The organism is bacterium CG_4_10_14_0_2_um_filter_33_32 (assembly GCA_002792735.1).
GTDB lineage: Bacteria > Patescibacteriota > CPR2_A > CG2-30-33-46 > CG2-30-33-46 > CG2-30-33-46.
Map to the genome: position 1 here is coordinate 1,552 of PFOW01000076.1, position 7,775 is coordinate 9,326.

The 7,775-nt window shown below is 35.3% G+C and carries 7 protein-coding genes, 1 tRNA gene and 1 rRNA gene; all 9 read left to right on the top strand.

The annotated features are described in order from the left end of the window. Positions 1 to 23: 23 nt before the first annotated feature. The 9 genes from COX95_04865 to COX95_04905 all read left to right on the top strand — a co-directional run bounded on the left by COX95_04865 (position 24) and on the right by COX95_04905 (position 7,651). A complete protein-coding gene (locus tag COX95_04865) occupies positions 24 to 653 on the top strand; it encodes a hypothetical protein (protein PIZ85204.1) in 630 nt (209 codons plus the stop codon). Between the two features lie 95 nt (positions 654 to 748). Beyond that, on the top strand, positions 749 to 1,987 hold the full coding sequence (locus COX95_04870) for a hypothetical protein (GenBank protein PIZ85205.1): 1,239 nt from the start codon (positions 749 to 751) through the stop codon (positions 1,985 to 1,987). A 56-nt stretch (positions 1,988 to 2,043) separates the two neighbouring features. Then, entirely contained in the window at positions 2,044 to 2,700 is a 657-nt protein-coding gene (locus COX95_04875; GenBank protein ID PIZ85206.1) for a hypothetical protein, read from the top strand. A gap of 247 nt (positions 2,701 to 2,947) precedes the next feature. Further along, positions 2,948 to 3,391: an acid phosphatase gene (locus tag COX95_04880; GenBank protein PIZ85207.1), complete on the top strand. Its 444-nt coding sequence runs from the start codon at positions 2,948 to 2,950 to the stop codon at positions 3,389 to 3,391. Then, a complete protein-coding gene (locus COX95_04885; protein ID PIZ85208.1) occupies positions 3,384 to 3,809 on the top strand; it encodes a hypothetical protein in 426 nt (141 codons plus the stop codon). Before COX95_04880 ends, COX95_04885 begins: the two co-directional genes overlap by 8 nt. Before the next feature lie 221 nt (positions 3,810 to 4,030). Next, positions 4,031 to 5,487: ribosomal RNA gene (locus tag COX95_04890) — 16S ribosomal RNA — on the top strand. 229 nt (positions 5,488 to 5,716) lie between these two features. Then, positions 5,717 to 5,793 (top strand) — tRNA-Ile (locus tag COX95_04895). A gap of 214 nt (positions 5,794 to 6,007) precedes the next feature. Next, complete coding sequence (locus COX95_04900) at positions 6,008 to 6,265, top strand: hypothetical protein (GenBank protein ID PIZ85210.1); 258 nt, start codon at positions 6,008 to 6,010, stop codon at positions 6,263 to 6,265. A gap of 213 nt (positions 6,266 to 6,478) precedes the next feature. Next, entirely contained in the window at positions 6,479 to 7,651 is a 1,173-nt protein-coding gene (locus COX95_04905) for a 30S ribosomal protein S1 (GenBank protein ID PIZ85209.1), read from the top strand. Positions 7,652 to 7,775 lie beyond the last annotated feature (124 nt).

The window sequence follows — 7,775 nt, forward strand, 5'->3', positions numbered from 1 at the left end:
CTTGGTATGTAATGGATAGCCAAATGGGCCAGATTAAAAATAATCTAGAATCCCAACAGCAAAGCACAAATAATCTAGTCCTAGAGCTTAAAAAACAAGTAGATAGGCTAGAAGGAACAAGTGAAGAAGTTTCTAAAGTAGAACCAACAAAGAGCACAGAGACAGCAGACTGGAAGACGTATAGCAATGAGAAAAATGGTTTTAATGTAAAATATCCAAAGGATTGGCAGGTTGAAGAAAACGCTAAATCTCAGACAGATGGTTATTCTTATATTGGAATGAATATTTTTTCAAATGAAAATGTTGTTTTTAAGAATACATCAAAGCAATATGCTATAGCTATCAATTGGGGTTCAATACTTGGCAGGGGCGGTTCTTGTGTTAAAAGGTCAGTGCAATATGAACTCGAGTTAATTAAAAATATGATAAAACTTACTAAAAAAAGTGACGAGATAATAAAAAATAAAACAGGTTCAAATGATTATTGTGGAGGAATTGATTTAAAGGGTTTTTCAATTTCTTCTGAAAAATTTACCTATAACAATGTAGAATATTTTGTTCATTCAGAAAATACTAATGTTACTGATACTGTATCAACAGATGCGGTAAAAATGTTTGAACAAATAATCAGCACAATGGAATTTGTTAAATAAAAAAATCTAGTATTTAGAATAAAATCTTGAGTAAAAAGCGTTTTGTTTTTGGTTAAAAAGATTTATAATATAAAGAGTTAATCTAATCAAAGTAAATGGCTAAAAAACCGCTTGCGTCAATTTGGGTTATATGTATTACCGCTTTTATTACTATGTTTGTTACAGGTGGTGGTATCGGCGGTTATTTATATTGGCAAGGTAATTTTTTTAAACCCAAGGGTGATAATGTTCAGGAAGAATCTAACAAAGCAAGTAAAGTTGAAGAAAAGATTACGGGTAAAAATCTTGTTACAATAACTTCAGATGAAGAAAAGTTGATTCTGAATTTTATTAATCTTGAAACCAGCAAAAAAATCAAAAAAGAAGTTGCTTTAGGCACAACCATAAGGGGCGGGAAATGGGCAGAAACAAACAGCAATGCCTTGATTCAATTTAACAAAGAGGGCAATGCATTTATTTTAGCCGAGAAAAAAGAGGCTAATCTAAGCGATAAAAAGGCATATTTTAAGCTTTTAAAGGTTAATACCGAAGGGAAAATAGAAGAAACACTCATTGATTCGGGCGATTACGACAGATATGGTAATTTTCTCTATACATCAGAAGGTATTTTCTATTTAAAAGCTCGTTCAAGTGATAAAAAAAGCAAGAATACGGATGAAATTCTATACGAATGGGATTTGGTAAAGTTTGATCAGCAAAGCAAGGAAGAAACTATTTTATCTCAGGATATCGGCAGTTTTTTCCAGAAAGAGCTTGTTTTTAGGGATGGAAAGATAGTTAATATGTATAAACAAAGCAGCAGATTTTATGAGATTTCTGTTGATACAGCAACTAAAAAGATTGAGAAAAAGGCTTTGTTTAGCTATAGAAAAACATATGACCACGATCTTAATGTTGAAGATATCTCCGTATCGCCTTCTGGTAACCTATATATTTATAAAGACTTTACAACCAAAGATGGTTATTCTTTAAAGGTTTATGATAAAACCACCAAAAAAACTTCCACAGCAATAAAGGATAAAAATTATTCATTCAGCAATATTTCATGGCTTAACGAAAACGAATTAACATTTACAAAGACCCCAGCACTTACTAACACTTCTGATTCCACTAATAATGAGATAGTTAAAATGAGTTTATCGTTTCCTGATGCTGTAGAATCACTATGCTCATCTTCTAAAGTGATAACCCCTTTATTTGTTGATGGCGAATCAACTTTTTATTTAGAAGACCAAAAGGTAATATATCTTAAAGGAAAAGATAAGAAAGAGCTTGCGCCAGACGGATTGTTACAGCCAACCGATATATTGTATGTTGGAATTTTTGATTACTAGAATTATTTAAATTTCTTAGTTGAATCTAATTATTAAGCTGATAAAATATAATAAGAATGTATAAAGAAAAAGGATTTTCCCCAATTTTAATAGTTTTGATTTTTAGTATTGTAGCAGCAGTCGCTTCGGGTATTGCTGTTTATTATTATTCTGTCGGTCAAAGCGAAGTTGAAAAGAAGCAGAAAGTAGAAGAAAAAGAAAGAGTGGAAAAACAATTAGCCGATCTTAAATCTGATTACGAAAAGCTTAGAGTTGAAAATGAGCAACTAAAAGGGACGGAAAAGGCAGGCGCAAATAAGGTATTTACTAATCAGGAAGATGGTTATTCCTTTGAGTATTCTTCTACTGGTTGGTTTGTAATAAAAGACAAAAGCGAAGGTGTGGTAATAACTAATTTTAAATATCCTTCAAGTGATGGAAGAGAACTTATAAACGATGAAGTAAAAATGACCATTAACATAAAAGATAATACTGAGAAAATGACTCCAAAGGCGTGGTCAACCAAAAATATTGGCGATGAAGAAAAAATATTACTCAAGAAAGATTTAAAAGTAGATGGTAAAAGTGCATATAAAATTAAAACAGAAAATATAGGTATTATGACTTCGGTATATATTGCAAAATCTTCTACTAAAATGGTAGAAATAGTCTGTTTTGGAAATGATAAAGAATTACAACTTTCAAAGATATTGGAATCTTTTAAATTTTTATAAATAAGTTATTAGTAATCAGTTATTAGGCATTATGTTTTTGACTCTTAATCTTATGCCTGATGCCATATTACTAGTGACTAACTCCGAAGGAGTTTATAATGGTAAAGGAAAAAAATAATAAAGAAAATCAGGAAGAGGGTAAACCTCTTTGTCCGGAATGCGGTTCACAAATGATTGAAGAGGACGGAGAGACGATTTGTCCTCATTGCGATTCTGAAATAGATTTCTTTGGCGATGAGGATTAAGGATGATCGATTTTATATTATCAATAAATCCTGTTTTGATTATAGTTTTTACGCCTTGGATATTGGCTCAGGCAATCAAGTTTATTGTAGGAGCTGTTGAAGGCAAAGTTGATTTTTATAATTTTATAACTACAGGAGGAATGCCTAGTGGGCATTCTACGGCAGTTTGCGCGCTTGCTACTGGAATTGGTTTATCTTCGGGATTTTCATCTTCTTCTTTTGCGATTGCCGTAGTTATAGCAACAATTGTTATGCATGATGCTGTTGTAATAAGAGGTGCACAAGGTAAGCAAGCTCAAATATTAAACAAGATGATTGATAAGTTTATTAATCAAAAAGAATTTAATTATCATCACCTAATAGGCCATAAGCCGATTGAAGTTGTCGCTGGGGCTATACTGGGCATATCTTCGGCATTTGGTATTTGGTTTCTTTTCTATGTTTAAAAATATTGATTTCTCAAAAATATTAGATTATAAAAGAATTTTTGAAGCTCAGCCTGGTGCTTTCTTTCGGTTTTATGCAGAATTTACCATTTTTTTCGGTTTTCTTTTTTTGATTGCGGCTATATTAAGCATATTTATCCCTTTTTATAAAAATGTAGCGATAAAAAAGCTATTAAAGAAGATTAAAAGGCTTTGCTTCACTATTTCCTTAACAGGAATTTCATATTTATTTTTTAGATTTGAAAATACTTATTTTTTCTCCGGAAGATATTTTTTAATCGCAATCTTATTAATTTTTACGATATGGTCTTTGTACATTGGGTTTTATGCATTAAGAAAGCTTCCAGAGGATCTTAAGACTCGTGAAAAGAAAATGATGCTTAAAAAATATATTCCTAAGCCCAAAAAGAAGAAATAAAATTCCGTGCTATCTTAATCTCTATAAATGTGATTATTTGTTGTTGACAAAATAAATAAGGTAATATAAAATTTAGTTAGTTGAAAAAAAGTTTGCGACTAAAAAGTCCGTTTTATCAACAAAACGAGAATTTTTTTGTTGCTACGGAAAGAACTTTGACAATCTAAGAATAACAGAAATTGCCAGCAGTGTATTGTAAATAGTACTTTTGTACTAATATTTTTTTTGAGAGTTTGATCCTGGCTCAGGATGAATGCTGGCGGCGTGCCTAACACATGCAAGTCAAACGGCCCTTCGGGGCAGTGGCAAACGGGTGAGTAACGCGTTGGTATCTACCTTTATCTTCGGTATAACTCTTCGAAAGGAGAGCTAATCCCGGATAATCTTTTCGGAGCAAAGCTTCGGCGGATAAAGAGGAACCTGCGTCCTATCAGCTTGTTGGTAAGGTAATGGCTTACCAAGGCTAAGACGGGTAGCTGGTCTGAGAGGATGATCAGCCACAATGGGACTGAGACACGGCCCATACTCCTACGGGAGGCAGCAGTGAGGAATTTTGCGCAATGGACGAAAGTCTGACGCAGCAACGCCGCGTGAAGGATGAAGGCCTTCGGGTCGTAAACTTCTTTTAGTAGGGACGAAGTCTGACGGTACCTACTGAATAAGCTCCGGCTAACTACGTGCCAGCAGCCGCGGTAATACGTAGGGAGCAAGCATTGTCCGGATTTACTGGGCGTAAAGAGTCTGTAGGTGGTTTATTAAGTTGAATATTAAAGACTCCGACTCAATCGGAGGAAAGTATCCAAAACTGATAAACTAGAGGCAAAGAGAGGCAAGTGGAACTTGTGGTGTAGGGGTAAAATCCGTAGATATCACAGGGAACGCCAATGGTGAAGACAGCTTGCTAGTTTTGTCCTAACACTGAGAGACGAAAGCGTGGGTAGCGAACGGGATTAGATACCCCGGTAGTCCACGCCGTAAACGATGGGTACTAGACATCGACCGTATCGACCCGGTCCGTGTCGAAGCTAACGCGTTAAGTACCCCGCCTGGGGAGTACGGTCGCAAGACTAAAACTCAAAGGAATTGACGGGGGCTCGCACAAGCGGTGGAGCATGTGGTTTAATTCGACGGTACGCGAGGAACCTTACCGAGGCTTGACATCTAAGGAATCTCCTGGAAACAGGAGAGTGCCTTCGGGAGCCTTAAGACAGGTGCTGCATGGCTGTCGTCAGCTCGTGTCGTGAGATGTTGGGTTAAGTCCCCTAACGAGCGCAACCCTTATTGTATGTTGAATTTTCGTACAATACTGCCCTAGTGATAGGGAGGAAGGTGGGGATGACGTCTAGTCAGCATGGCCCTTATGCCTCGGGCGACACACATGCTACAATGGTTAGTATAATGGGTCGCGAAGCAGCAATGCGGAGCTAATCCTTTAAAACTAATCTCAGTTCGGATTGAAGGCTGCAACTCGCCTTCATGAAGTTGGAATCGCTAGTAACCGCAAATCAGCCACGTTGCGGTGAATACGTTCTCGGGCCTTGTACACACCGCCCGTCACACCACGAAAGTTGGTAGTACCTGAAGTTCCATTTTGGGCCCACGGTAAGACCAGTAATTGGGGTGAAGTCGTAACAAGGTATCCGTAGGGGAATCTGCGGATGGAATACCTCCTTTCTAACGGATTTTTTCCGACGCTTAGTCGGAACAGTTCGTAGGTCGGTCTTCCGATAATAATCGGGAGCCACGGCGATTTCTGTTATTCTTAGGTTGTTAAAAAAATGGTGAGCAGCAAACAGGTAGTAATTTAAGTTATTATTTGTTTGCTGTTTTTAGGTTAAGTATAATTTCAGAGTCTTGAAAAGGTAGTCTTTGGAATTTATAATATTAAATGTTAGCTGTTTTTATCGGGGCGTGTAGCTCAGCTGGTTAGAGCGCTACACTGATAATGTAGAGGTCCCTGGTTCAAATCCAGGCACGCCCACCATTCGACTCGTTCCTAATAAATTAGGAACTCGCTCATGGTAAACCATACCCCAGAAATGATATTAGTAAATTTCGATTAGAGGTCGAATGATCCCGAGCGAAATCGAGGGACCAATTTAAAACAGCAGAAGCTAAGAAGTTTTATATAATTTTAAAATATGAAAGAAAAAGTTATTAAAAGAACAAAAAAAGAGATATTACTAATCCAAAGCAAAATGATCAATACGGTCAAGGATTTAGCGATAACCGCTTTTGGGTTAGTGGCAGCTCTTGCATGGAATGCAGCAATCCAGAAATTATTTGAGGTGATTTTTCCCAATAAAACAAATAGCTTAATCGCAATGTTTTTATATGCTCTATTTGTAACCGCTATTGTTGTTTTTGTTACATATTATTTAATTCGCATCGCTGATACTATAAATAGTGCTGCAGAGATAGAAGAAGATGACAAAAAAGACAATAATAAAAAATGATTAAAAGCAAACCCGATAATTTTACATTAAAAGTTTTAGAATTTGTCAAAAATATTTCTAAAGGGAAACTTATTACTTATAAAATGATTGCCGAAGGCTTTTCGTGCAGTAGGAAATGTATTAAATAAAAATACGGATTTAAAGAGAATAATTAATCTAACTTATCTTTTGCTGAAAAAAAATTAAAAAAAGCCTTGTCAGATAAACAAAAAATTGTATACTAGGCATAAGGAGTATTATTTGGAAACGAAAGAATTAGCAAATACCGAAAGATCAATTTTTGAAGAAGCTTTATTATGTATTGAAAAAATAGAAGTAGGTAAAGTTTTAGAAGGTACTGTTATTGATTTAAGAAACAATGAAATATGGGTTGACTTGGACGGCAGAGCAACCGGCGTAGTTTACAAAAGGGAGCTAGGTGATAGGTCCTCGATTATTGACTTAGCAAAAGGTGATCGAGTTTTAACTTATGTTTTGGAAGAAGAAGACGAAGACGGTCTTTTGGTTCTTTCATTGAAAAAAGCAGGTAAGGAAAGAGTGTGGACTGATCTTAAAAGAAGCATGGAAAAGAGTGTATCTCTCGAGGTTAGAATTACTGATGCAAATAAAGGCGGTTTGCTTGTGATGATTGAGGGTGTACAAGGTTTTATACCAGTTTCCCAACTTACGGCGGAGTATTATCCTAGAGTTGAGGGGGGTGATAAGGAAGAAATATTATCAAGGCTTACAAGTCTTATCAGTAAGAGTATGCTAGCAAAAGTTATAGATATAGATCGTGCCTCAAACAAACTTATACTTTCACAGAAAGCAACTAAAACCGATGAACAAAAGAAATTTTTAGATGGTTTGGACGTAGGCCAAAAGATTAAAGGTAGGATATCTGGGGTGGTTGATTTTGGTGTTTTTGTAAATATAGGAGATATCGAAGGATTAGTGCATATTTCTGAAGCTTCATGGGAAAGAATTGATGATATTAGAAAAATTGTAAAAGTCGGCGATGAGATCGATGTTATAATAGTAGAAATAGACGAAGATAAAGTATCTTTGAGTATAAAAAGATTGCTTCCAGACCCTTTTAAAGAAGCTATAAAGCAATTTAATGAGGGTGATATTGTTAAGGGTAAAGTTGTTAAAGTTACTCCTTTCGGTGCTTTTGTACAAGTAGAAACTCATGATAAAAAAAATCTAATAGATGGTTTAGTCCATATATCAGAACTATCTGATGAGCATGTTTCTAATCCGAAAGACGTTATTAAAGAAAAAGAAGTTTATAATTTGAAGATTATATCTATCGAAGAAGAGAACAGGAAATTATCTTTATCTTTACGCGAAGTCGAAGAAAAAGCTAAAGTAAAAACAAAAAGTAAAGAAAAAGAAAGAGTTTAAAGTCTTCTTTAAAAAAATTTTTCTCGTCTTTTGGCGAGATTTTTTTATATGCATATTGAATAAGTTACGAAACATTTGAGACTCCTGCAAATAACTAAGGAGTTTCCAATATGCATATCAAAGC